The 24,993-nt window shown below is 46.3% G+C and carries 17 protein-coding genes; 15 read left to right on the forward strand and 2 right to left on the reverse strand.

What is annotated here, in order from left to right:
* Nucleotides 1-223: 223 nt before the first annotated feature.
* The 3 genes from ABIC22_RS23660 (at nucleotide 224) to ABIC22_RS23670 (ending at nucleotide 3,220) form a co-directional block, all read left to right on the forward strand.
* Nucleotides 224-496 (forward strand): hypothetical protein, encoded by a 273-nt coding sequence (locus ABIC22_RS23660; RefSeq protein WP_354484254.1) that lies wholly within the window; start codon nucleotides 224-226, stop codon nucleotides 494-496.
* A gap of 536 nt (nucleotides 497-1,032) precedes the next feature.
* Complete coding sequence (locus ABIC22_RS23665) at nucleotides 1,033-2,223, forward strand: glycine C-acetyltransferase (protein WP_354484256.1); 1,191 nt, start codon at nucleotides 1,033-1,035, stop codon at nucleotides 2,221-2,223.
* A 37-nt stretch (nucleotides 2,224-2,260) separates the two neighbouring features.
* Nucleotides 2,261-3,220, forward strand: a complete 960-nt coding sequence (locus ABIC22_RS23670; RefSeq protein WP_354484257.1) for an L-threonine 3-dehydrogenase — start codon at nucleotides 2,261-2,263, stop codon at nucleotides 3,218-3,220.
* A gap of 343 nt (nucleotides 3,221-3,563) precedes the next feature.
* Here ABIC22_RS23670 and ABIC22_RS23675 read toward each other — a convergent pair whose 3' ends face one another.
* Nucleotides 3,564-4,481, reverse strand: coding sequence for an MmyB family transcriptional regulator (locus tag ABIC22_RS23675; RefSeq protein ID WP_354484259.1), 918 nt, complete (start codon nucleotides 4,479-4,481; stop codon nucleotides 3,564-3,566).
* Between the two features lie 111 nt (nucleotides 4,482-4,592).
* Between ABIC22_RS23675 and ABIC22_RS23680 the strand changes: the two genes are divergently transcribed.
* Nucleotides 4,593-5,522, forward strand: a complete 930-nt coding sequence (locus ABIC22_RS23680) for a zinc-binding dehydrogenase (RefSeq protein WP_354484261.1) — start codon at nucleotides 4,593-4,595, stop codon at nucleotides 5,520-5,522.
* 356 nt (nucleotides 5,523-5,878) lie between these two features.
* Here ABIC22_RS23680 and ABIC22_RS23685 read toward each other — a convergent pair whose 3' ends face one another.
* Complete coding sequence (locus tag ABIC22_RS23685; RefSeq protein ID WP_354484263.1) at nucleotides 5,879-7,003, reverse strand: NADH-dependent flavin oxidoreductase; 1,125 nt, start codon at nucleotides 7,001-7,003, stop codon at nucleotides 5,879-5,881.
* A 175-nt stretch (nucleotides 7,004-7,178) separates the two neighbouring features.
* On the opposite strand from ABIC22_RS23685, the gene ABIC22_RS23690 reads away from it, so the two are divergent.
* The 11 genes from ABIC22_RS23690 (at nucleotide 7,179) to ABIC22_RS23740 (ending at nucleotide 24,924) form a co-directional block, all read left to right on the forward strand.
* A complete protein-coding gene (locus ABIC22_RS23690) occupies nucleotides 7,179-7,601 on the forward strand; it encodes a MerR family transcriptional regulator (RefSeq protein ID WP_127537174.1) in 423 nt (140 codons plus the stop codon).
* A 431-nt stretch (nucleotides 7,602-8,032) separates the two neighbouring features.
* Nucleotides 8,033-9,001, forward strand: a complete 969-nt coding sequence (locus ABIC22_RS23695) for a LacI family DNA-binding transcriptional regulator (protein ID WP_354484265.1) — start codon at nucleotides 8,033-8,035, stop codon at nucleotides 8,999-9,001.
* A gap of 181 nt (nucleotides 9,002-9,182) precedes the next feature.
* Nucleotides 9,183-10,133, forward strand: coding sequence for an ABC transporter permease (locus tag ABIC22_RS23700; RefSeq protein WP_354484267.1), 951 nt, complete (start codon nucleotides 9,183-9,185; stop codon nucleotides 10,131-10,133).
* A gap of 12 nt (nucleotides 10,134-10,145) precedes the next feature.
* Nucleotides 10,146-11,042, forward strand: coding sequence for a carbohydrate ABC transporter permease (locus ABIC22_RS23705; RefSeq protein WP_145325332.1), 897 nt, complete (start codon nucleotides 10,146-10,148; stop codon nucleotides 11,040-11,042).
* Between the two features lie 114 nt (nucleotides 11,043-11,156).
* Nucleotides 11,157-12,782: an ABC transporter substrate-binding protein gene (locus tag ABIC22_RS23710; RefSeq protein WP_354484269.1), complete on the forward strand. Its 1,626-nt coding sequence runs from the start codon at nucleotides 11,157-11,159 to the stop codon at nucleotides 12,780-12,782.
* Between the two features lie 166 nt (nucleotides 12,783-12,948).
* Nucleotides 12,949-14,472 (forward strand): glycoside hydrolase family 32 protein, encoded by a 1,524-nt coding sequence (locus ABIC22_RS23715; RefSeq protein ID WP_430196494.1) that lies wholly within the window; start codon nucleotides 12,949-12,951, stop codon nucleotides 14,470-14,472.
* A 29-nt stretch (nucleotides 14,473-14,501) separates the two neighbouring features.
* The gene (locus tag ABIC22_RS23720; RefSeq protein ID WP_483312603.1) at nucleotides 14,502-16,751 is read left to right on the forward strand and encodes a GH32 C-terminal domain-containing protein; all 2,250 of its coding nucleotides are present in this window, start codon (nucleotides 14,502-14,504) and stop codon (nucleotides 16,749-16,751) included.
* Nucleotides 16,752-16,986: 235 nt separating this feature from the next.
* Nucleotides 16,987-21,642, forward strand: coding sequence for a GH32 C-terminal domain-containing protein (locus tag ABIC22_RS23725; RefSeq protein WP_354484274.1), 4,656 nt, complete (start codon nucleotides 16,987-16,989; stop codon nucleotides 21,640-21,642).
* A gap of 204 nt (nucleotides 21,643-21,846) precedes the next feature.
* A complete protein-coding gene (locus tag ABIC22_RS23730; RefSeq protein WP_354484276.1) occupies nucleotides 21,847-23,211 on the forward strand; it encodes a DUF2961 domain-containing protein in 1,365 nt (454 codons plus the stop codon).
* Nucleotides 23,138-23,503, forward strand: a complete 366-nt coding sequence (locus tag ABIC22_RS23735) for a DUF2961 domain-containing protein (protein WP_354484278.1) — start codon at nucleotides 23,138-23,140, stop codon at nucleotides 23,501-23,503. Before ABIC22_RS23730 ends, ABIC22_RS23735 begins: the two co-directional genes overlap by 74 nt.
* Nucleotides 23,500-24,924 (forward strand): GH32 C-terminal domain-containing protein, encoded by a 1,425-nt coding sequence (locus tag ABIC22_RS23740; protein ID WP_354484280.1) that lies wholly within the window; start codon nucleotides 23,500-23,502, stop codon nucleotides 24,922-24,924. The genes ABIC22_RS23735 and ABIC22_RS23740 overlap by 4 nt, the downstream gene beginning before the upstream one ends.
* Nucleotides 24,925-24,993: the final 69 nt, after the last annotated feature.

Raw genomic sequence — 24,993 nt, forward strand, 5'->3', positions numbered from 1 at the left:
GAAAGAGGATACACATCGGAATAATAATTGGTGAGTTCAATGATGTGATCGCTAGTATTAAGTTCAATTCTCTTCATCTAACTCCGTACAAATCATTTCTAAAAAAACAAATGGTGCATAGTGTGGGGCGATTAATTTTTGGTCCTATGAGGAATTACCTGATAATCAATTTAGGGTGAGAGAATTCTCGGATTTTATTGATAGATGGCTTGAGATAGGACAAGTGATTTATCAACCGCTTTGTATAGACAGGTCTTCTGGTTCATTAATTCTAATAAAAGATGAGGGAAGCCTTATAAGGTTGCAAGATTTTGTAAACTTAGATACATTTCTTTTGAATTTTGTTTTCGGTAAGAAATATGATGAAATAGTTTCGAATGTAGAAAAAGAAGAATGGTTTCAATTTCTTGAAAAAATGAAATTATATAAAGGTTCTTTATTAGCTTATGACAGCATGATTCAACAGAACGTTCAATTAGAGAACCACGGTTTTTAGTACTGTACTATGCTTATAATGGAATCTCCATTAATGTGTCGAGGGACAAGAACATATTCCCATTGAAGTCGCTAATTTAGCGGCTTTTTTATTTTATCGGTACAAGTTCTTGTCCCAAGCAAAGGACAAGAACATGTTCCTTTTTCCGATTAGATGGATACCTAAGTGGTGAGGCGACCCTAACTTCGGCAAGCGTTCCTGTACGGACTCATCTCATTGCGTTGGCCACGTAAGAATCCCGTTTGGACTGGGGTAAATTGCTTGATTTAAAGCAATAAACAAAGAAATAATGGCTGCACAAGAAGTTACGGAGCAGCAAAAAATATAAACAAAAAATCTAATAGCGATTGCTTCTGGGGATGGGAGAATAATCACTATGTATATTTGCGTATTTTTTTACTTTTTGTCCTCCACATGTGTACAAAGAATAAAAAAGATGCTACATTGAAATCAGTATAACCCCATGTATAACAAGGTTTTTCACAGAATAACATGTCTCCTGTATGAGGACAAATGTATATCAAGGAGGGAATCGAATGTCAAGTCAAGTATTGGACCAATTTTTAAGTTCGAACATCGAAGATCTAAAGAATAAAGGTCTATATAACTTCATCGATACACTGCAGGGTGCAAATGGTCCTGTTATTCGTATTGACGGAAAGTCCCTAATCAATTTGTCTTCTAATAACTATTTGGGCTTGGCAACAGATTACCGCCTGATTGATGCTTCAGTTAAGGCGGCGCTGACATACGGGGCAGGGGCAGGGGCTGTGAGAACAATTAATGGTACGATGGACCTTCATATTGAGCTTGAAGAAAAACTGGCTCGTTTCAAAAAAACGGAAGCCGTTATCGTGTATCAATCGGGATTTAACTGTAATATGGCTGCTATATCTGCGGTAATGGACCAGCATGATGCGATTTTATCCGATGAGCTGAACCACGCTTCAATTATTGATGGCTGCCGCCTGTCGAGAGCCAAGGTGATTCGCTTTAAACATTCGGATATGAATGATTTAAGACGGCTGGCGAAAGAGGCCAAGGAATCCGGTCAGTACCATAAAATTATGGTCATCACCGACGGGGTTTTCTCCATGGATGGTGATATAGCAAAGCTGCCCGAAATCGTGAAAATAGCAGAAGAATTCGATCTGATTACTTATGTGGACGATGCCCACGGTTCGGGCGTTCTCGGAGCAGGTGCAGGAACCGTGAAACATTTTGAATTGTCCGACCGCATTGACTTTCAAATTGGTACTCTTTCCAAGGCAATCGGTGTTGTCGGCGGTTATGTGGCGGGTAAAAAACAATTGATCGAATGGCTGAAACTGAGAAGCCGTCCGTTTCTGTATTCGACATCGCTACCTCCGGCTGCAATCGCTTCCTGTAGCGCTTCTATCGACATTTTGATGAATGACAAAGAGCTGATCGATAAGCTGTGGGAGAATAGCAATCATTTGAAAGAACGCTTGAGCCGGCTTGGATATGATGTAGGCCAAAGTGAAACTCCAATCACACCTTGTATCATTGGCGATGAAGTAACCACCCAACAGTTCAGCAAACGGCTCTATGAAGAAGGCGTCTATGCCAAGGCAATCGTATTTCCTACGGTCCCGAAAGGAACTGGAAGAATACGCAACATGCCGACAGCTGCTCATACCAAGGAGATGCTCGACCAGGTGATCTCTGTTTATGAGAAAGTTGGCAAGGAAATGAAGCTGATTTAGCTGCATTTGCGGGAGTATATTTCGGGAGGAATGTCTTATGAACACGATTTTGGTGACTGGAGCACTGGGTCAAATCGGTTCTGAGTTAGTTGTTAAATTACGTGAGATTTATGGTGCGGATCATGTCGTTGCTACGGATCTCAGGTCATCAGCCCACGAAATTACCCGATCAGGACCATTCGAGCTGCTGGATGTGACAAATGATAAGGCAATGTTTGAAATCGCCAAGCGGTACGAAGTGGATACCATCATCCATTTGGCTGCGCTGCTGTCGGCTACTGCAGAGGAGAAACCCCTGCTTGCCTGGAATTTGAATATGGGCGGATTGATGAATGCACTTGAAATATCCAGAGAGCTCGGTTGCCAATTGTTCACTCCAAGCTCCATTGGATCTTTTGGCCCTACGACTCCGAAATACAATACCCCGCAGGATACGATCCAGAGGCCCAATACGATGTACGGTGTGAACAAAGTGTCCGGCGAACTGCTTTGTGATTATTATTTTCACAAGTACGGCCTGGATACTAGGGGGTTGCGATTCCCGGGCTTGATATCTTATATGACGCCTCCCGGCGGAGGAACGACGGATTACGCGGTGGAAATATATTACGCAGCCGTGACGGCTGGCCGGTATACATCTTATATCGCCAAAGACACAAACATGGACATGATGTATATGCCGGATGCCCTGAACGCTATCATCGATTTAATGGAAGCGGATTCATTCCGGTTGACGCATCGAAACTCATTTAATGTTACTGCAATGAGCGTGGATCCGGAGGCAATCGCTGCAGCGATTCGGGAAGAGTTACCCGGCTTTGTCCTCGATTATGAGGTTGATCCGAAAAGACAGGCGATTGCCGATAGCTGGCCGCATTCCATTGATGCGACGGCAGCGAAAACAGAATGGGGATTTCATGCCCGCTACGACTTGAAGGTCATGACGAAGGATATGCTTTCACAGCTAAGCGCGAGACAAATGCTTCGCAAAGCTTAAAGTTATTATAAATTCACTGTGCAAAGCGAGTAAAAATACAAAAGAATCTGCACCAAGAGGAGGTTTGGCGTTACCCGGATAAAATAAAGGGAAGAACAACGTCAATCGTCAATGGGGTACAAGAACATTGTTCCAATCAAAGTCGCTATTTTAGCGGCTTTTTTATTTTATAGGTACAACTTCTTATCCCAAGCCAAGGACAAGAACTTGTACCGATTGCCGAAATGGACAAGAACATGTTCCTATTCCAGATTAGTCGTATATCTAATCGTTATTTTCCATTAATTCATTAAGCTAACGGGCAGGCTACAATCAGTTTCACATGTTCAAATCGTCATTTATATCATGCGTAGGGCCCACTTTTAAATGAGCAATCAATAGCACAACCCCAAGCAGCAAACACTTGCCGTGCGGATTCATCCGCCGGTACAAAGAATTCGATTCGCGGGTAAGCTTGATCGGTCACGGCAAGGTGCAGTTGGTTATACCGTATGGGTCTACGTTCTGCTGAGCCTGGCTGCCGCGCGAGGAAGTATTTCGCCGTCTTCAAATCCTGCTCAACCGTCCATGCCTCTCTATTCCAAAACTCGCGAAGCTCTGCATATTTCTCCATCAAGCCATGAAAACGCGCATATTTAGGGTCAACAAATAGAGCCGGGTGGTGGCTCTTAAAAGTTTGAATGCCAACAATTCCATGGGACTCCCAGCGGGCCCGCGACTTCTCGTCAAAGGAAGAAGCCGCTCGAATAGGCATATCCTTATTGAAATGAAGATCAATCATATTAGGCGGGTTGGAGGCAAAAGAAAAATCGGACAGACCAAACATGTTACAGAAAGCCTCATTATATCCGACGATATCCAGCACATCGGTTACGATCATCCCCGGGTAAGGCAACTGATGCATCATGGATCTGGTTTGGTCCAGAACCCGGTCCAATTGTCGGTCAGATAAGGGAAGGGGAATCGGCACATAACCTGCGGATAGAAGCAGATCATTTCGTTCTTCGCCTGTGCATTCCAAATAATTCGCGATGTCCATAAGGGTTTGACGATCAGGCAAGCGTCGAGAACGTCCCATCAGCAAGTTTTTGTATGTGCCGCAAGCCTCATCATTCAATTCCTGTTGGGTAAAACGCTTCATGTTCTGGATCCGGGAGACAATCTTACCCGGGTTCTGCTGCCGCTGTATCCGAAGCCGTTCAATCATGTCTAGTACACGTTTTAATTCGGCAGCGCTTCTATCTTGATTCGATGTCGTCACGGTGTTCCTCCCATTCAAAAACAGGTGTAGTTCTGCACTTGGGAAATGAAATTGCTGCAGATATACTACAAAGTATACCAACTCACCATACATTGAAAAGGGGGGATCATCATGATACGTGCGATTGTTGTCAACCCGCACAACAAAGATCCATTCACTATTCAGGAAGTCGAAACACCTCGAGCACAACCGTGGGAGACCATCGTGGAAGTTAAAGCCTTTTCACTTAATCGCGGCGAAGTCGTCGATGCAATCCAGCGCCAGGAAACGAGCAGGCCCGGCTGGGATTTCTCTGGTATTGTACGGCAGCAGGCCTCAAATGGCGTTGGCCCCAAGAAAGGGAGCCGAGTGGTTGGTCTTTTGCTAACGGGAGCCTGGGCGGAGCAAATCGCGGTACCTGCCCTCACTCTGGCTGAAATTCCTGACGAGATCACCTTCGAACAAGCTGCTGCCTTGCCAGTTGCCGGCCTCTCGGCTCTATACGCCTTGCGTAAAGGAGGACTCTTGCTAGGCAAGCGAGTGTTAATTACAGGTTCAACCGGAGGGGTCGGTGCATTCGCTCATCAGTTGGCTGCCTTATCTGGCGCTTATTCAATCGGCGTTGCCCGTTCCGAGTCCAAGGCCAAGCAAGCTATGGCTTTTGGCGCAGATGAAGTCCTTGTCGGGGAAGACGTGACGAAAGCCATCGCTACGAATGGCCCGTATGATTTTATCCTCGATTCCGTTGGCGGAGATACGCTTGCCGCTCTTTTCCCGCAGTTGATCCCACAAGGCGTCTGCGTATCCCTGGGTCATTCTTCTTCAGATACCTCTTCTTTGCACATACTCGGTTTAGGCGGAAGGACGCTGTATAGCTTTTTTCTCGGTGAAGAAATGAACCGCCATGCGCCTTCGCAAGATCTTGCTATGCTCGCTCGGTTGGTTGAAGCAGGCAAATTGCAGACGGTTATCGCGGTGCAAGAATCCTGGGAGCAGATTGACGCCGTGGCACGTCAATTAATCAATCGCCGCTTTACAGGCAAAGCTGTGCTTACGATCTAAAATTTTGAAACATACGGCAAAGTTAGGCAAGCGGCTGGAATTCCTGAACAAATGTTCCTGTTCTGATATTAATCCAAAAGGGGCAGAAAATTTCCCATCAGTTATTCAAGATTATTTTGTGAAATATCTTAAAGGAGAAAATTTTTTGTTCAACTAACGGGCAGGTTAGTTTAAGATCATTCGCGCTGAACCGTATCACAAGTAGTGGTAAAGCAGAGAGCCGAATTAATGGTGAGTTTAAAAGAGTAAGAAGGAAGACCAGAGCGCAAATAAATCCGGTCTTATCTTTGTAACAATTCAGCTAGCGGGCAGGATAGTTGCAAGAAATAAAAAAGCTGCCCCAAAGGGCAGCTTTTTTATTTCTTGATATTAAACCAACCTGGCGATACTTGAATCTGATCCCAAAGTTTTCCTGGAATAAGAAGTTGGTCGAGTTTTGAAATATCCAGCTCGGTTTCGACTTCGGCTTCACGTCCATTTTCCACTTTTTCAACCCAATCGGGATTCATAATTAATGCATGTCCAATGGCGACTAGTGGTAATCCTAAGTCCACAGCTTTAAGAGCATCATCCGGTGTTATTATGGAACCAGCAGCCATCACAGGGACCTTACCGTTTGCTCTTTCAAGAATTAATTCAAGCCATGTTTTTTCTTCTTGACTATCTACAGGCTTTATAGACTTATCAAATAATGAAGCATGTATATAATCCAAATCCTGTTCAACAAGGTTATCAATTAATTCATAAGTGTCTTTCAGACGTAATCCGTCCACTTTGGAGGATTCTTCAGGTGAAAATCGGTATCCTAAAATGAATGGTTTTTTAGCATGTTTTTCAATGACATTTTTGACTTCTTCAATAATCGCCAATGGAAAACGCAAGCGATTTTCAAGTGATCCTCCCCATTGGTCTGTCCGTTGGTTTGTCGCTGGCGACCAGAAATTCTGAATTAAAAATCCATGAGCCCCATGAATTTCGACGCCATCAAATCCGGCTTCAATCGCTCTTCTTGCTGTGTCGCCAAAAGCACGTATAATTGACAGGATTTCCGCATGTTCTAGCTCTCTTGTTTCTACGCTTATTTCAAAAGGATTAGTAGCTTCGGCTTTCAATGCACTCACACTAACTGCATCCAATCCAGGTATGGCTTTATTGCCTGCATGGAAAATCTGTAGGATCGCAGGAGCTCCTCCACTTTTTGCTGCCTCAGCTAATTTTCGTAAACTTGGAGTAAATTCATCATTGTACCCTGCGAATTCATTCGTAAAACCCTGCCCATTAGGTGTAACATGAGTACAACCTGTAATGACGAGTCCTACTCCATTCACTCTGTGTTTGTAATACTTTACTTCGTCATCCGAAATGGTAAGGTCATCATTACTTGACCATGTTGTCATGGGTGCCATAACAACTCTATTCTTGATCGTTACTCCGCTTTTGAAGGTGAAGGAGTCAAAAAACTTACTGTATTTTTGATTCATTTTATTAACCTCTCATTCATTTTAATTTGTTTCAAGTTCTACTAAAGTGTAATGTGTTAACCTTAGGGCAAGTCAAATATAAATTTTTTTACATAAGAATTAAGATTTTTTTGGAATATTATAATCATTTGTTATATTGTTTGAGTTACAGTAACTGTAGTAAGGGGTGAGTGAAATGTTATACTCGATGAAACATGTGTTGGAAAACTTTAATATCACGGCAAAGACACTTCGATTCTATGAAGAGCAAGGGATACTGCCGAATGTATCGCGTGATGAAATAGGGCGAAGGGTTTACAGTGAAGGACATTTGGATTGGATTTCTTTTATACGTTGTCTCAGAGAAACTGGAATGTCAATTGCTCAGATAAAGGAATATAAAGATCTATATGAAGAAGGAAATTCTACCTTCTTGCAAAGACACGATATGTTGGTTAAGCATAAAATAGAAGTGCAAAAGAACATTGAAGAGAAAATAAGACACTTGGAAGAACTAAACTATAAGATAGCTATGTATGAACTTCAGGAAGAAGATGTCAAGAAAAACCCAAAGCATAAATTCAAATGCCATGGTCTGGGAAATAGCTACGCGAATTGATGTACGTTAAGCTTAAAGAGGAACAATAAGTTGAACAAGAATGCAAATTGCCATTCGAATGATTGGCTATTCTTTAGATGTAACATCAACAGCGAAATTATACGAGACTAATTAAAGGCAAATTGAAATAAGGTATAGCATTCAGAAAAAGAAGTATGAAGTCTGTTCTTAGACTTTGTACTTCTTTCAAGTTTATAGATCAATGAAGGCATGCTCTAGATTGAGTAATGTATACAGTAACTGATGTGAAGGACAACCGTCAGAACTGAATTTGAATAACAATAATCATTGATCTAACGGGAAACTATAGCGTAATAGAACTAAGAAAGCACGGAAAAGTAATAGAAGAAAGCGCTTCAAAGAAAGGTATTGAAACGTTTCCAATTTGATGATATGATGACTTTCATAAAAGAGATTAAGTGGGGGGTTAAATGTCAAGTATTAAAGATGTAGCCACCTTAGCTGGTGTAGCTGTGGGGACCGTGTCCCGGGTCATTAACAATTCAGGCTCTGTAAAACCCGCAACACGCAAAAAAGTAGAGAAGGCCATACAAGAGTTGAATTATATCCCTAATGAGATTGCACGAAATTTCAAAATGCGGAAGTCCAAGATGGTAGCACTGCTGCTCCCAAGTATCTGGCATCCCTATTTTTCTGAACTGGCTTATTACATCGAAGATGAGTTGGACCGGGAAGGTTTTAAGCTGATGCTGTGCAACAGCGGCGGCAAACCTGAAAAGGAATTGTATTATCTGGATATGCTTCAGCAAAATAAAGTGGCAGGTATTGTCGGCATTACGTACAACGATATCGAAAATTTCGTAAGCAATGACATTCCGATTGTCAGTATCGACAGGCACTTCAACAAGAAAATCACATGCGTTACTTCGGACAATTATGAAGGTGGACGTCTGGCGTTAAGGGAACTTGTCAAAGCGGGAGCCCAAAAACCGGCTTTTATGGGAAGTGTTACATCCGTTTTCAGCGAAACGATGAATCGGAGAGAAGGTTTTATTCATGAAGCCAAAGCAATGGGAGTCGACTATGTTATATACGAAAAGCCAGACCCGGTTGTAGACGATGATGCCTATTTTGGCGAGTTTCTAAAGGAGCATCGGGATGTGGACGGCATTTTTGCCATTACCGATATGTTCGCCGCCAAATATATTGAAAGAGCAGGCAAGCAGGGCATTCGCGTTCCGGAGGATGTAAAGGTCATCGGATATGACGGCATTCAGGATCATACTTATTTCCATCCGATATTGTCAACGATCAGACAACCTGTAGAGGAGATGGCTCGTACAACGATCAGGCTGCTCTACAAAAAGATCGATGGCGAAACATTGGACAAGGAAGTTTATCGTCTTCCGGTCATCTTTAGAAAAGGCGAAACTACTTGATTAATTCCTCGAAATAAATAGTATACCCTTCAATTATTACTAGAAAAACATCAGCTGTTCCGGCTGCTTCACCGGTGGAATTACCGGATGACGTTTTTCTTATACTAAATTGGAAACGTTTCATTTTTTTTGGAAACGTTTCAAAAATAAAATGCATTCTGTAAAGAAAGGGAGTATGAGGATGAATTCAAGAGATTTTGGGGGAGATCAGCCCCTGATCAAAGAAAATCGTAAAACTTGGAGTCGAGTCAAACGCGACTATGAACTGTATCTGTTCCTGCTGCCGATCATTCTGATTTACCTCCTGTTCAAGTACTATCCGATGTACGGAGTACAAATTGCATTTAAGGATTTTTCGCCGAGTCAGGGAATTTGGGGCAGCGAATGGGTAGGGTTCCGACATTTTATTGATTTTTTCAATTCATATAACTTTTGGACGATCATAGAAAACACGCTAACACTTAGTTTTCTATCACTTGTGTTCAGCTTCCCTGCCCCAATTATTATCGCGATTATGCTGAATCAGATGTTAGGCAAGCGATACAAGAAATTTATCCAGACGGTCATATATGCACCGCACTTTATTTCTACTGTTGTCCTCGTCGGTATGCTCCATGTTTTTTTATCGCCAAACAGCGGGATCGTGAACCACATTATTACCTGGTTCGGTGGAGACCCCATTCTATTCATGGCTGACGAGGGATGGTTTCGTCCTTTGTACATTTTGTCAGGGATATGGCAAGAGACTGGTTTTGCCACGATTATTTACCTGGCTGCCCTTGCCGGGGTTAATCCCGAGCTGCATGAAGCTGCGATTGTGGATGGAGCAAGTAAATGGAAGCGTGTATGGTACGTTGACATTCCGTCCATCTTGCCGACCATTGTCATCCTGCTCATTCTCGCACTCGGGAACGTCATGAGCATTGGTTTCGAGAAAGCATTTCTTATGCAAAGCGATCTGAACTATGCCACCTCGAATATCATTCCAACCTATGTATATGAATTGGGGATTCAGAAGGCGCAGTACAGCTTTTCTACCGCAGTGGGACTGTTTAATTCTGTCATCAATATCATCCTGATTGTCATCGTCAACCGGATCGCCAAAAAATTAACCGAAACCAGTTTGTGGTAGGGGGGATTCACTGTGAACCAATTTTTGAAGAGAAAAACCAGAGGGGACGCATGGTTTGACGCTATCAACTATTTTTCTTTGACCGTAGTTATGCTGATTGTTTTATTTCCGCTGTATTTTGTACTGATCGCTTCATTCAGTGATCCCAATCTGATTTATTCGGGGGAAGTATGGCTATTTCCAAAGGGCTTCACGCTCGATGGCTATGAACGAATATTCAGTGACTCTTCCATATGGATCGGATATGCCAACTCTTTGTTGTATGCGGGTTTAGGAACCTTGATCGGAGTAGGTGTTACCGTATTTGCAGCTTATCCGTTAGCCCGAAAGAATCTGGTTGGAAGATCGGCCATCATGTGGTTTTTACTGATCACCATGTTTTTTAGCGGCGGGTTGATCCCTACGTATTTGTTAATCAAGGATCTTCATATGCTTAACACGATTTGGGCACTTGTGATCCCCGGTGCTGGCGGCATAATGAATGTCATTATTGTAAGGACTTTCTTTCAGTCCTCCATCCCGGATGAAATGTGGGAAGCCGCTTCGATTGACGGTTGTTCAAATACCAGATTCTTTTGGAGCATTGTATTGCCTTTATCCAAGTCAATATTAGCCGTCATGGTGCTGTATCATGTCGTCGGGTTTTGGAATGGATTCTTTGACGCTTTGATCTATTTAAACGACGAAAATAAATATCCGCTACAACTGGTGCTTCGCAATATTCTCGTCCAGAATCAGGTAAACTCCGGCATGATGGTAGATGTGGAATCCTATGCGGCAAAGATGCGCGTAACGGAACTGATCAAATATGGTGTCATCATGGTATCCAGTCTGCCGCTGCTGATTTTGTATCCTTTCCTGCAGAAGTACTTTGTCAAAGGCGTAATGATCGGCTCGATCAAGGGATGAGGTTGTCATGGTACTTGAAAGGGGGGATGTCCATCAGTTTCGATATATCACTACAGAAGAAGGTCAAAGAAAGGTATCTAGCTTGTGCAATGATCTAAAGGGAGGTTATGTACGATGAAATCTGTATTCAAAAGAGCGGGAATTCTTATGCTGGCCGGAGCGTTTGCACTGAGTGGATGTTCAGGAGGCGGTGGAGGCTCCAAGAATCAGTCGGAAAATTCCAATCAGGCTGCTAGTTTCAACAAAACGGGGCTGCCGATTGTGGATGAACCGGTAACGTTAAGGATGGTATCCCCGAAAGCTGCTTTGGCACCGGAGTACTCGCAAATGGAAATTTTCAAGAAGCTGGAAGAGCAAACCAACGTTCAGATCGAGTGGGAGAACATTCCGGATACCGACTTTACCGAGAAGAAAAATTTGCTGCTGGCCAGCGGAGATTTACCTGACGCTTTTTATGGAGCCGGATTCTCGGATTACGAGCTGGTTAATTACGGCACAGACGGAACGATCCTTCCGCTGGAGGATTTAATCGATCAATATGCGCCTAATCTGAAAGCGCTTTTAGAACGCAGACCTGACATCAAATCCTCGATCACAGCACCGGACGGGCATATTTACGGGCTGCCTTCGTGGGAAGAGAACAACCTTGGATCAAACCCTTTCTTTCACGTCATTAATAAAAAATGGCTCGACAAACTGGGCCTGAAAATGCCGCAAACATTGGATGAATACACGGAAGCATTAGTTGCCTTTAAGACACAGGATCCAAATGGTAACGGCAAAGCCGATGAAATTCCGTTAAGCTTTATGCACATGCAGTGGTGTATGGATATTGCTGGCATATTCGGAGCTTTCGGACTTCCGGATAATATGGAACATCGGGTCGTGCGCGACGGAAAAGTGATCTTTACCGCTACGCAACCTGAATATAAGGAAGCATTGAACTATTTTCATGAAAAATGGTATAAGCAGGGCCTGATTGACCCTGAATCGTTCACCCAGGACGCCGCTCAGTACCTGGCCAAAGGGAAGACAACAGTCGAAACGCTCGGCTCCTATATCTGGTGGGAAGTCGACGAGGTGGTCGGAACGGAGCGAAGCGAAGATTATGCTTTACTGTCTCCGCTCAAAGGACCGGACGGGGATCAATTGATCGGTCGCGGCAATGGTGGCGGTCCAGGGCGCGGCGCTTTCGTGATTACAAAAGAGAACCAGAATCCGGAAATCACAATGCGTTGGATCGATCAGCAGTATGAACCGTACATGGCTGCTCAAATCCACTGGGGTCCGCTGGATATCGTATTTAAGAAGGACGAGAATGGAAAGTTGGTAAACCTGCCGCTTCCGGAAGGAACATCCGCAGGCGAATTCCGTCAAAAAGTGGCTCCAGGAGCGGGCGGCCCTGGCGTCATTACCATCGAAGACTTGGGGAAAGTAGTTGATTTGGAGCCTAGAGCCCAACAGCGAGTTGAAGATTTGGAGAAATATTACGATCCCTATATGGAAGAGGAAAACTATCCGAGTATCTTCTTTGAGCCGGAGGAACTGGACAAAATCAATAGAATTGAGCCCGAATTGATTAAATATGTAAATACCCAACGAGGAAAATTCATTGTTGATGGCGGCGTGAATGAACAGTGGGACAGCTATTTGAAGAACCTGGAGAAGATGGGATTGAACGAATTGATGGAGATCTATCAAAATGGGCTGGATCGTTATAACGCAAATTTAAACAAATAAATAATCAAGCGTTGGGTGGGGAGAATCTGTGCTTAATGTAATAGCTGACGAGGGAGTATTGATAGACTTATAAGTTGCTGAATTTACCAATGCTGGCGGTACGTTAATAACAATACGGAAAGGGGCTCTTCAGTCTGTGCCGACGACAGATGAAATTAATAAGATAATGCAGTTAAATAAACAGCATGTGAATAATGGATCTAGACCGGGATTTCATTTTTCGCCTCCATCTCATTGGATGAACGATCCGAACGGATTAGTCTATTACGAGGGAGAATATCATCTGTTTTATCAACATCATCCCTATAGCAATACATGGGGGCCAATGCACTGGGGCCATGCCGTAAGTCGAGATCTGATTCATTGGCAGCATGAACCTGTTGCTCTTTTCCCGGACGAACATGGAGCTATTTTTTCCGGATGCTGTGTGGTTGACTTTAACAACAGTAGTGGATTTTTCGAAGGTGCTCATGGATTGGTTGCGATCTTTACCCATGCGGATACATGTCCAGAGACCGAACAGCCGCGCCAGCGGCAAAGCTTGGCTTACAGCAGTGATAATGGAAGGACCTGGCACAAATATAAGGGGAATCCGGTGCTTGCCGAACCTGCTCTGGCAGACTTCCGGGATCCGAAGGTGTTCTGGCATTCGCAAAGTGAGCAGTGGGTCATGACGATTGTCGCGGGAGATCATGTTCGGTTTTATGGATCGAAAAACTTGCGTGAATGGTCACTAACAGGGGAGTTCGGTCAAGAGGAAGGCTCGCATGATGGCGTTTGGGAATGCCCGGATCTCTTTGAATTGTCAATCGATAACAGTGGGCGTTCCAAATGGGTACTTGTCATTAGCATTGGGGATAACCCTTCCTGTCCGGAAGGATCACGCACGCAATATTTTATCGGAGAGTTTGACGGAAATACCTTCATCAACGACAATCCTGCGGATCATATCATGTGGCTGGATTATGGTCGGGACAACTATGCAGGGGTCACCTGGTCGGATATGCATGAACTAGACGGCCGTCGCGTGATCATTGGCTGGATGAGTAACTGGAAATATGCCAACGAGACGCCTACGGGAGACTGGAGAGGCGCCATGACGCTGCCTCGTTCCTTGTCCTTAACCAATCGGGATGAGGGTATCGTATTAACCCAAATGCCTGTCCAGGAAATAGAGCAGCTTCGAAAAGAATCGATAAGCTGGTCTGATACCACGGTTACTCCGGATGTCCCATTTAGGCTAAAGACAAAGGATGATCTACTGGAGATCGAAGCGGATATCGATATTAGATCTGCGGGCGAGGTTCTTATCAAAATGCAATCGTCCGAGCAGAGTGAGACCATCATAGGATATGATCCTGGGCGCCAATGGCTTTTCATCGACCGATCCAAATCGGGCATAACGGACTTCCATCCTTCGTTTGCATGTCAGCATGGAGTTAGGCTGTTTCCGGAAAACGGGAAAATTAAGCTACATATCTGGCTAGATCGCAATTCGGTTGAAGTGTATGCGAATGAAGGCCTGGTTGTGCTGACGGATCAAATTTTTCCGGATGCCCCGGTGGATCATATTTCAATAAGTACGGAATCAGGGCAGTTTGTACTGAATTCGCTGTATGTCCATGCACTTCAGTCCATTCATATTTCAAATAACAACACAGGAAACACATCGAGGAGGGATGAATCGTGAACCAAATACCCGACAATCAGGGTTTGATTATGTCTTGGGCCTTCGATGAAGGAACCGGGACCAGCACGATGGAGAGCGTCTCTCAAGATCGGAATGATATTCAATACGTATTTAATCAAGCGGAGTTTACCGAACCGTGCGATCCGCAGTGGAGACAGGGAGTTTTGGGAAGCGGCCTCCTGTTTGACGGTTACTCGACTAGCATTGCTCATTCATTCAAAAAAGAGGGAGATTCGAAGCGCGAGCCGGAATATCGGTCAGCGTTAAGTATCGGAGTATGGGTAGCGCCACGCTCCTATGAATGGGGAGATGGGGGCAAGTTGTCCGCCATTGTGAATCGCTACAACATGGATCGCAAGCAGGGTTATCTGCTGGGCATGTTTCGTCACGGTACCTGGTCCTTCCAAGTCGGTCTGGAAGGGGGGAGCTGGAAGGAAGTTTGGTCGTCGGACGGCCATGAACTGCCTAAGAATGTGTGGTCTTATGTGAGTGCCGTGTTCGATGGGGACCAAGGGGAAATGAAGCTGTATTTGAATGGCAATGAAATCGCTTCGGCCGTCTTGCCTCGTGGTTCCCGCTTGGCCGAGGCTGTGGACGAGGATCTGCTCATCGGCAAAAACAATCACTGCAGCCTGCTGGCGGGAGTATTCAGCCTGCACATGTTTAGCGGTATCATCGATGATCTCAAGATTTATAATCGGCCTCTGAGCGCGGACGAGGTGGCCGCTTCCTATCGGCATGTGCTGGACACCGCCCATGGAGGAAGCCATCCACAATTAACGTATGATGAGATCAAGCTGGATCGGACGCCTCTGCTGCAGGATCGGCACAGACCACAATATCATGTTAGCCCGCCGGCCCATTGGATGAATGAACCCCACGCGCCGATCTATTTTGACGGACAATATCATTTATTTTATCAGCACAACCCGCTCGGACCGTTCTTTCATCAGATCCACTGGGGACATTGGGTAAGCAAGGACCTGGTACATTGGCGGGATCTTCCCGTGGCCCTAGCACCCGAAAAAGATCAACTCGCACCGGACGGGATTTGGTCTGGTAGCGCGACATATGACGCAGAAGGCCTGCCTGTCTTGTTCTTTACGGCGGGCAATGACAGTGCTTCGCCGAATCAGAGCGTGGCGCTTGCCCGAAGCACCTATTCCAGGGATGGAGATCCGGATCTGGTTCAATGGGTCAAACATCCGGAGCCGTTGATTGTACAGAAGAAGGGCATGGGCTTATTCGGAGATTTCCGGGATCCATTCGTGTGGAAGGATGATGACGGTTGGCTTGCCTTGGTCGGGTCCGGGATCGAAGGCGAAGGTGGAGCAGCGCTGGCATTTTCGTCGCAGGATATGCTGAATTGGATGTACAAAGGGCCATTATTTAAAGCGGAGATTCAGAAGTTCCCTTATCTTGGACCGATCTGGGAGCTGCCCGTGCTTCTTCCACTTGGCAGCGATAAACAGGGAGTGAACAAGCATCTTTTACTGGTCAGCCCTGTGGGACAAGGAGCGGATGTCGAGGTATTCTACTGGATTGGGCAGCTCGATAAACAAAACCTTTCGTTTATTCCAGATCAAGAGGAGCCGGAACTGATTGATGTCGGTGATTTCCATTTTACCGGCCCGAGCGGCATGGTGGATCCGAAGACCGGCAGAATGATCATATTTACAATAGCCCAAGGCGACCGGACGTCTGAGCTTGAATATCAATCGGGCTGGGCTCATAACGGTGGCTTGCCTCTCAGCGTGTATTTGCGGGATGACGGACGGCTGGGAATCGAGCCGATTCAAGAGCTTCAATCCTTGCGTGGTGCCAAACGGCTAGCGCTCCGGGACAAATCATTGGCTGAGGCTAATGAACTGCTTCAGGATGTTCAAGGCGACATGCTTGAGATTCAAGTGGAACTGGAGCCGGGCAGTGCCAGCCAACTCGGAATCAAAGTCCGGTGTACGCCGGATGGAGAAGAAGAAACGCTGCTATATTATGATTTAAATGAAGCTAAGCTCCTAGTTGATCGGAGGAAAACAACGCTGCATCCGGGAGAAAGGTGTAACGGGGTTCAGGGAGGTCAACTGGAGCTGCTGGGTGAGAATCTGAAACTTCACATCTATTTGGACCGATCCATGGTTGAAGCGTATGCCAACGGATTGAAAAGCTTGACGACCCGTGTATATCCAAGCCGTAAGGATGCTCTAGGACTTGAGATCTGGGGCGATGGGGAACCGCTGGTTAAGTCCATGGAAATATGGGATATGCGATCCATATGGTAACGTGACCGCCTAGGCGCACCTTACTTACCGTATGGGTAATGTAACTAACATTTAGGCCACTTACCACCCATGGGGATGGAAACGCTTCATTAACGCCTCTCTTACTTCATGACTATGCATCCTTGTATACGGAGAGCCATTTCAAAATTGCGTATGAATGTTTGCATGAATAAGAAATGACGAAGGAGGCTCGTTGATGAGAGAAGCCAAAAGAAACAAAGGATAGATCTCCAGAATGGTTATAGGGGTGATGGTTCTTCAGCTTATAGCTCCCGGAATCTCGGCCGCAGCCGAATCCAAGGTTAATGTTGAGGAAACACTCAGTCCACAGGTGAACATGGGATTGTCGGTTACGGATGAGGTCCATCATATTCCCAAGGCTGACGAGGGGCTGTCCGTTACGGATACAGTCTATCAAATCCAAAATCCAAGCTTCGAAACTGGGGATATGTCAGGCTGGACGGTTGTCAGAGGTCAAGCGTTTGGTCAGGACAGCGTATCGAATGAAACAACCTGGTGGGCGGAACAAATCCCGTACCATCAGGAAGGTACTTATCATCTAAACGGCTGGAAGCATGACGAGGCTGCGACCGGTGTGCTTCGTTCCAGCACATTCGAGCTGGGCGGCAGCGGCTGGATCAGTTTCAAGCTTGGCGGTGCCAAAAATCCAAACAAAGCATATGTAAATATCGTGGAAGCCCAGACGGGGCAGGTTATCGCTCGGTATGGCAATAGCGCCTTCGCTGACGTTGGCTTCCCGAATCCCGATCAGGGCTTGCGGCTTGCCAATATGGAGCAATATAAGGCAGATATTTCCGAATATTTGGGCAAGAAGCTGTACGTGGAGATCGTCGATAATGCAACCACGGACTGGGGAGTGGTATTTGCAGACGCATTCTTCATGTATCATGAATCCGAGCCGGCTGAAGGAATTATAGCCACGGATATCAAGCCGGATTTCAAACGCTATCAAATCGAAAATCCCAGCTTTGAAACCGGGAACTTAACAGGCTGGAGGGTTGTAGAAGGAGAAGCGTTTGGTCCGAACAGCGTGTCGGACGAAACCACCTATTGGGTTGAACAAATCCCGTATAACCAGGAAGGCACATATCATTTAAACGGATTGAAGTATAACGAGACTGCGACAGGTAAGCTTCGTTCCAGCACCTTCGAGCTGGGCGGAACAGGCTGGATTACCTTCAGACTGGGCGGAGGCAAGCATACGGATCAAGTGTATGTGAACGTCATCAATGCGGACACAGGTCAACTGATTGCCAGGTACGGCAACACCGAATTTAACGAGTCCGGCTTCCCGTATCCGGCACAGGGCCTGAGACTCGCCAATATGGAGCAATATAAAGCCGATCTCTCCAAGTATATCGGGAAGAAGCTGTATGTGGAGATCGTCGATAATGCAACCACGGACTGGGGAGTGGTATTTGCAGACGCCTTCCACACCTACAATGAACTCGTGCCGGAAGAAGGAGTCATGGCAGAAAACATCATCCCGATCGAACTCACAAACCGCAGTTTTGAAACCGGGAATTTGGATGGGTGGACAGCTGAGGGAAATGCCTTTCAAGTGACCCAAGAAGCTCAAGCCGGTAAAGAAGGAAACTTCTTCGCCAAATCCTCTGCGGAAGGACAAGGCTCCATTACCTCCAATACTTTCACCCTTCAGGGAACCGGAAGCATTACCTTTACTGTTTTGAATATCGAAAATCCGGAGGACGCCTTCGTCGCACTTTATGATGCGGGTACGAATGCATTGCTTGAAAAGATCGGGGATGTCAGTGCGAACGAGAAAATTACCTGGGAAATACAGGAACACTATAATAAGAAGCTCTATGTCAAGGTTGTCGATCAATCCAACCAAGCAAGTATTGCGGTTGACGCTTTTCAAGCTCATGGTTTCGGGACCATTTTTTATATGAGTCTTGATGAAGGCGCAGGAAAGAAGGCGCTTGAGGAAGTAAGCAATCTGGAGCACAATGTGAACTATGTATTTAACAACGCCAGATACATGGCCTCGAAGGAGCCGAGATGGACTCCGCGCGGAGTAAAAGGCGGCGCCTTGTTGTTCGATGGATATTCGAATGATATTGAGGTGAATACAAAGGATACCATTCCTGTAAGCGATGCGTTCACGCTTGAAGCTTGGGTCGCCCCACGCACCTACGAATGGGGAGACGGGAACAAGCTCTCTGCGATTGTAAATCAGTCCGATCAGGATAAAGCGGAAGGCTTCGCGCTTGGCATGTACCGGCACGGCACATGGTCGATGCAGGTCGGGATCGGCGGCCAGTGGATTCAAGTATGGGTGAAGGATCATCCGCTCGAAAAATACAAGTGGAATTATGTGGCCGCTACCTTCGACAAGGAAGAAGGAATGATTAAGTTATATCTAAACGGCGAGGAAGTGGCTTCCCAGGCAACACCAGTCAACGTTCCGATCACACCATCTGCGGCAAGCCTGATTATCGGTAAAAACAATAAACCGGTAGAGTTGGCAGGCTTGTTCTCCTACAATATGTTCAGCGGACTCATCGATGAAGTGAAGCTGCAGAACAAAGCCCTTACCGCTCAGGAGCTGCTAGCTGAATATGACAAGGTGAAGTCACTTCATGGCGGAGAGGTTCCGGAAATTCCAAATGGCGATATTGATGAAGACCCTAGTGTATTCGACGGTGATCAGCACCGTCCGCAGTACCATGCGATGCCTCCGCAAAACTGGATGAATGAAGCGCATGCACCGATTTATTATAACGGCAAATACCATTTATTTTATCAGCATAACCCCCAGGGTCCATTTTGGCATCAAATCCACTGGGGACATTGGGTTAGTGACGATATGGTTCACTGGGAAAATGTGAGGCCTGCTCTTGCCCCCGAAGCGGGCACCCTTGATCCGGACGGCGCATGGTCAGGCAGTGCAGCGTATGATCGAGACGGAAATCCCGTTCTCTTTTATACCGCCGGCAATGACTCCCTGTCCCCCAACCAAAGAACAGGACTGGCGACTCCGGCGGATTTGTCCGACCCCAATTTAGAGCAATGGGTGAAATATCCTGAACCGGTAACAGAGCAGAACGGGAATGGCATCCATAACGAGTTTCGGGACCCATTTGTATGGTACGACGAAGAGGTAGATAAGTGGTACCAGTTAGTGACGTCCGGCCTTGAGGACTTTAGCAGCGGCACAGCTTTGGTGTATGTGTCTGATTACATGTACAATTGGGAGTATAAGGGGCCTTTATACGTTAGTGACAGAAGCCAGTATCCAGAGTTGGGTACAGTATGGGAACTGCCCGTATTATTGCCGTTAGGCAAAGACAGTACGGGCAAGCAAAAGTATATTTTTATGATTAATCCCCATGAAAAACCGGAGCAAGTGCCTCCGGCGAACGATGTGCAAAGAGATGTTGAGGTCTTTTACTGGGTAGGCACCTGGGACCGGGAACACTTCAAATTTATACCTGATCAAGAAGCACCCTCCAAAATGGATGTGGGTGATGGTTATTTAACCGCAGAGAGCGGTATGGTCACACCTGACGGAAGAACGGTCGTTTACTCCATGGTGCAAAACGTAAGAACACCGCAGGCTGAATATCAAGCCGGATGGGCTCATAACCTGGCACTGCCCGTTTCCCTAAGCCTGGACGACCAGGATCAATTGCGCATAGAGCCCATTCAAGAATTGCAGAGTCTCCGGGGAGATAAGGTGGTTGATTTCTCGGACAAAAATTTGGCTGCCGCCAATCAATTGATTCAAAATGTCAAAGGCGACATGCTGGAGATTGTGATGGAAATTGATCCAGGCGAAGCCCAGAAATTCGGTCTCAAAGTGCGGCGCTCCGATATCGGCCAAGAGGAAACGCTGATTTACTATGACAAGACGAACGGGACCTTTAATGTGGATCGGACCAAGAGCAGCATTGATCCGGATGTGCGCGTGGACGGTATTCAAGGAGGGTACGTAGATCTTGACGGAGAGAACCTGAAGCTGCATATCTTCCTCGATCGCTCGGTTGTTGAAGCCTTTGCCAATTACAAGAAAAAGCTGACAACCCGCGTCTATGTAGGCAGATACGACTCCTTAGGCTTGCAGGTCTGGGGCGACAACAATATAACGGTCAAGTCGATGGAAGTATGGAATATGAATGCTTTGACGGGCGAACCGGCTGCTCCGGTCGATGTGCCTGACAACTGGGAGAACTCCGTATACACCGATATTACGGACCTGCCTAACCATGATTTTGCTACAGGCGACTTAACAGGCTGGATAACGGAAGGAGACGCCTTCCAGAATGTCCATGTGACCGATACCCAGTTTTTCTGGGACACGATTTATTTCAATCCGTCGCATAAAATTCCAGGAGGCTATCATTTGTGGGGCTTCAATGAGGAAGCCGGCGGCGACAGTTTAACGGGAGCGCTTAAATCACAGAACTTCATCCTTGGCGGGAACGGTAAACTCAATTTTCTGGTCAGCGGAGGGCGCGATATCGATAAACTTTATGTTGCGCTGGTCCGGGTATCGGACGGCAAAGAGTTATTCAAAGAAACCGCCACCAATTATGAAGAGTATCAACGGAAGATTTGGGATGCGTCGGCGTATATCGGCGAGGAGCTATACATCAAGGTGGTTGACCAATCCTCAGGCGGTTTTGGACATATTAACATCGATGACTTCAATGTACCTGTTAAGGTGAATAACCCTACTAATCTAAATAATCCCACCATTTCAATTGATCCAGCCGGTCCTAGCAGCCCTCCGAATAACTCTGCGGTCACCGCATACAAACCGAGCAAGTCAGAGCAACTTGTCATTCGAAATGGAGAAGGAATAAATGCAGGTGCGGTTCCCGGTCAGAACAGCGGCCAACGATGAAAAGAACGCTCTGAAGATCAGAGAGTGATGCAGAGATCGAAGTTCCCACAGAGATATTGAAGGATTTGCAGGGAATGGATAAGCGTGCCGGAAGCAAGAATAAAGCGGATTTATCCGCTTTAGGAGAGGTCTATGACTTCAGATTATCTATAATGGAGGCAGTATGGAGAAGATCAACAGGTAAGAAAGAGGGGAGTATACAGTATGACTCAAGCCAATCAAGAGCAGCAATCTTATTTATATAAGGACCTTGTGAGAAGACTGTATGACTTTGAATCGCAGGCGGGTGAGAAATCGGGGTGCTTCTCAAGCTTTGACCGAAGTTCTGTTTATAATGCCCAGACCGGCTTATACGAGAATTGGGGAGCCAATGATGACGGAGGGGGCTTCATTCGTAAGGAAGGGGACAGCATCGTCGCTATGGAACTCGGCGGTCCTGGCGTGATCTGGAGATTCTGGTCTGCGCTTCCGGAGGATGGACATATCCGGATTTACATTGATCATGCCGATACCCCTGTAATCAATCAGCCCTTCCGGGATTATTTTGAAGAATTCAACCAGGAAGGGCCCCCGGCCAATTTTCCGAATCTGTCGCCTACATTATCCCGCGGAAGAAACAACTTCATTCCGATCTCCTTTCAAAAACATTGCAAGGTGCTGTTGGATAAAGGTTGGGGCGCTTATTACCACATCACTTATACTTCATTCCCTTCCGAAGTCAAACTGCCGTCTTTTGATGGTAACATCGACAAGGAGTCAGCTATTGCACTGGCCGAAGCGGATCGGGTATTACAGCAAAGAGGAATCGATTCTTCCTTGAATACGGAAGGGTCTTTCCTCGAGAACGTTACGGTATCCGTACCACCAGGGGGCAAGGCTGTGCTTTTTGATAAACAGGGGGCCGGCGCTATCTCCATGATCCGGATCAGGACTGACCTTGGACGAAAGAGCGAGGAACAGCAGCGGATCTTGGCTAGGCAATTGGCCATCTCAATGAAATGGGACAATGAAGTTGATCCCTCCGTATGGGCTCCACTGGGTGATTTTTTTGGAAGCGCTCCCGGCATCAAGCCTTACCGCTCTCTGCCTCTGGGTATGAATGAACATGAAATGTACAGTTATTGGTACATGCCGTTCTCGGAAGGTGCCAGGATCGAAATTGAAAATGATGGAACGCAGCCGTGTGAGATCTCAGCTGATATCCGTTATTTTCCCTTGACAGCATCTCATACTTGCGATCTCCTGCGTTTTCATGCGAAATGGCACCGGGACGATTATCTGGATCTGGACGTGGGGCGCTTCAAGGAAGGCGGGGATCGCTGGCCGGATTGGCCTCTGCTGCTGACGAAAGGGCGGGGAAGGTTCTGCGGCGTTCATCTTCACGTGTACAATACCTGGGAGAAACCCAATAAGGAAGCCGAAACCTGGTGGTATGGGCGTTGGGATCGAAAAACGATTGATTGGTGGTGGGGAAGAAGGGGACGAGAAATTTTTCGTGGATGGCGAATCCTTCCCGTCCACTTTCGGAACGGGCAGCGAGGACTATATTGGCTATGCCTGGGCGGCTGAGCCTCCCTTCCCGATGTTTGACAGTGCTTTCGCCAGTCAGCCGTTTATCGAATTGGATGCGAACGGACATACCTCGGTTAGCCGATTTCATATTTGTGATAACATTCCCTTCATGAACTCCTTCGAGGGATTTATTGAGAAATATAAAGAGAATCAATGGGGCCTAAATAACCAATGTTTGTATGCCTCCACGGTTTATTGGTATCAGGAGCGGGGCACAAGCGATGAGTATAGGCCCGTTTCGCTCAATGACCGCTTAGTTACTTTAAACACCAGGAGGGATGAAAAATGAAGGAATTTTTCTATCGGCCGGATAACGCATGGGTAGGAGACGTTATTCCATATTATGAAGACGGGGAGTTTAAGCTGTTCTATCTGCACGGATGGAGAGATAACTACCGGGAGGGCCTCGACCACGGCTGGTATCTTGTCGGAACGAAGGATTTTGTGAATTATCGGGAAGAAGGAGCTTGCAAGATCGAAGGCGGGACCGGTCACATTTTGAAAGTGGACGGCATCTACCATATGTTCTATTGCATATTCCCTGAAGGCAAGCAGTTGGTATGTCATGCGATAAGTAGAGACTTCAAGACCTGGGAGGCAATCCCTGAGGATACCTTTACCGCTGACGACCACATATATGAGCTATCCGATTGGCGTGACCCCTTCGTATTCTGGAATGAAGAGGAAGGCCAGTACTGGATGTTGCTTGCAGCGATGGCAAAAGGGCCAACTAATCGAAAAGGATGCACCGCGCTGCTGTCATCCAAGGATCTTAAAGCTTGGGAGTACCGCGAGCCCCTGTACTCGCCAAATCTGCACGTGGGGGCTCACGAATGTCCCGATTTGTTTCGGATCGGGGATTGGTGGTATTTGATCTACTCTTCTTATACCGGACGATTTGCGACCTTTTACCGGATGAGCCGTTCCCTGGAAGGCCCTTGGATTACTCCAAAGGAAGATACCTTCGACGGTCGTGCCTACTATGCTGCCAAATCCGTTTCAGACGGTGAGAAGCGCTATCTGTTTGGATGGAATCCGACGAAGAATGACGATTTATTCGGCTGGAATCCGCCGAAGTCCCTTGGCAAGGATTACGACACTTGGGACTGGGGCGGGAATCTGATTGTGCATGAAATCGTTCAACGGGCGGATGGCACCCTTGGCGTAAAAGTACCGGAAACGGTTGATGCCGCTTTTGCGAAAACGCTGCCTGTTCAATTCAATGGTATTATTGGAGAGTGGGAGTTCGCAGACGGATCGATCTCTTGCGAGTCACCGTATAGGTTTGCCGGTTGTACAACTCCGGAAGATTTACCCGATCAATGTAAAATATCGGCTATAGTCTCATTCACTGAACAAACTCAAGGTGTTGGGTTCATGCTCCGGACAAAAGACACTCTGGATGAGGCCTATTATGTCACGCTGGAACCACAGCGGAACCGCATTACCTTTCGGGGGGCGATTATGCAGTCGGAAGAAGGGGGGAAGACGTTCCCTTATGAGGTTGAGCTGGAACGCCCCGTTCAGCTTGTTCCCAATCGTCCTTATGAAATCAAAGTTTATATTGACCATTCGATATGCGAAATTTACTTAGACGATGAAATTGCGATGAGTGCCAGAATGTATGATATTCTTCAAGGGAAGCTGGGCTTGTTCGTCAGTCAAGGCAGTGCTCAACTCAGCAATGTGAAAATCGCAATCAGAGAATAATATGGAAAAAGTCGAGCATGGGACCCCATAAGAGTTCTTTGCTCGACTTTTTGAAGTAAACTCTCGGAG

Origin of the sequence: Paenibacillus sp. PvP094, from assembly GCF_040546835.1 — a bacterium.
In the GTDB taxonomy this organism is placed as follows: Bacteria; Bacillota; Bacilli; order Paenibacillales; family Paenibacillaceae; genus Paenibacillus; species Paenibacillus illinoisensis.